Raw genomic sequence first — 1,381 nt, forward strand, 5'->3', positions numbered from 1 at the left:
GTACCCGGTCCTTTTGACACCACAGAATTTTGTGGTGAAAGCCAGTATAGGGTACCTTTGGTATCGGTTATCTTAAAGTTAGGGCCTGATTTTTCAATTTTTATATCTTCATGCGGAATGGTGTATCCCAGGTTATTGTTAACAATAAAGCTGCCGCTTAAACCAGGTAAATTATAGCTGTAGAGATCGGGCTTCAGATCATTTTGTCCTGTGTTGAGCAGGTCCAGATTATCCTGCTGGGTCGCATTATCCTTATCAATATTGGTCAGGGTTAAGGTCGCCTGATTAATATCTTTAAAAAATAAAGCAGCAAGATCATCATCTTTATCGAAAATACCTTTTGATACAGAGTTAGGCATCGACAGAGCCCACCCCAAGCCTACGGAACCTGCAATTTCATTTTGTTTGATTCCGCCCGTATTGTAACTAAGGCCAATCGGAAAACTTAGATCTCCCAGTTCTATGGTGTAAATAGGCAGATTGATATTGGCTTTGCCATTGAATAAATCCACCGGTAATTTTCCCACTTTATCCAGTGCATAAGCATCTGGAGAGGTTGGGTAATTAAGAACCTGTTGGTCTGCCTGCGCATTTCCTACGGTCTGTTGAGAATACAGAGGCAGTATGCCCAGTAAAGTAAAGAGCATACCTATTATTTTTTTTCTAATCATTTCTTTATCAGTTTTGCGTTGGCTGTTTTATTGGTATCCGTCTTGATCACTACTAGGTATGCTCCCTGAACCAAAGGCTGGGTATTGATCTTGGTGATTTTGTTCTTCGTCTTGACTACCTGAAGCTGTCTTCCGGTCATATCATAGACCAAAATATCTGCATTCTGGAATTGCATACCTATTTCTATGTAGGCATAATCTGAAACTGGATTCGGGTAAATTTTGATGTCCTGTTTTTCGATGAGTTTGTCCAACTGACTGTCGCCTAGTTTCACAATCTTCCAGTTCTCTTTTCCGAGTTCTTCTGCACTGGTCCCTGCAAGGATGATGGAACCGTCTCTGTTCAATTTTATATCAGAAAGTCTTTCTTCTTTCTTCCTATTTTCTCCGGCGATGTGTTTTCGCCATTGTTCATTACCCTCCTGATCCAGATACAGCATCCAGAAGGTTTCATCATCTTTTTCGATTCGGCCTTCTGCCTGGGTATAACCGCCAAGTAAAATCCCTTTGGAAGTTTTATCATCCGCGGAATGAATCACGCTCATTCCCATCAGGATATCACGATTCTTAAAATTGTAGGATTTCTGCCACTCTTCTTCACCTCTTTCGTTCAAAGCTACAAGCCAAAGATCGGTACCTTCTTCTATGCCTACGGTTTTGTTTCCTGATCTTTCAGACCTGGATTCTCCGCCAATAAGATAACCTGTGGA

At 41.3% G+C, this 1,381-nt stretch carries 1 protein-coding gene and 1 pseudogene; both read right to left on the minus strand.

Translation table 11 applies throughout. The features are described from left to right. Positions 1-647 (minus strand): annotated as a pseudogene (locus J2Y40_RS23930) (hypothetical protein); the annotation flags it as partial. A gap of 20 nt (positions 648-667) precedes the next feature. Beyond that, on the minus strand, positions 668-1,381 hold a 714-nt coding region (locus J2Y40_RS23935; protein ID WP_310001805.1), incomplete at its 5' end, for a T9SS type A sorting domain-containing protein.

Source organism: Chryseobacterium sp. 2987 (genome assembly GCF_031456375.1).
GTDB lineage: Bacteria > Bacteroidota > Bacteroidia > Flavobacteriales > Weeksellaceae > Chryseobacterium > Chryseobacterium vaccae.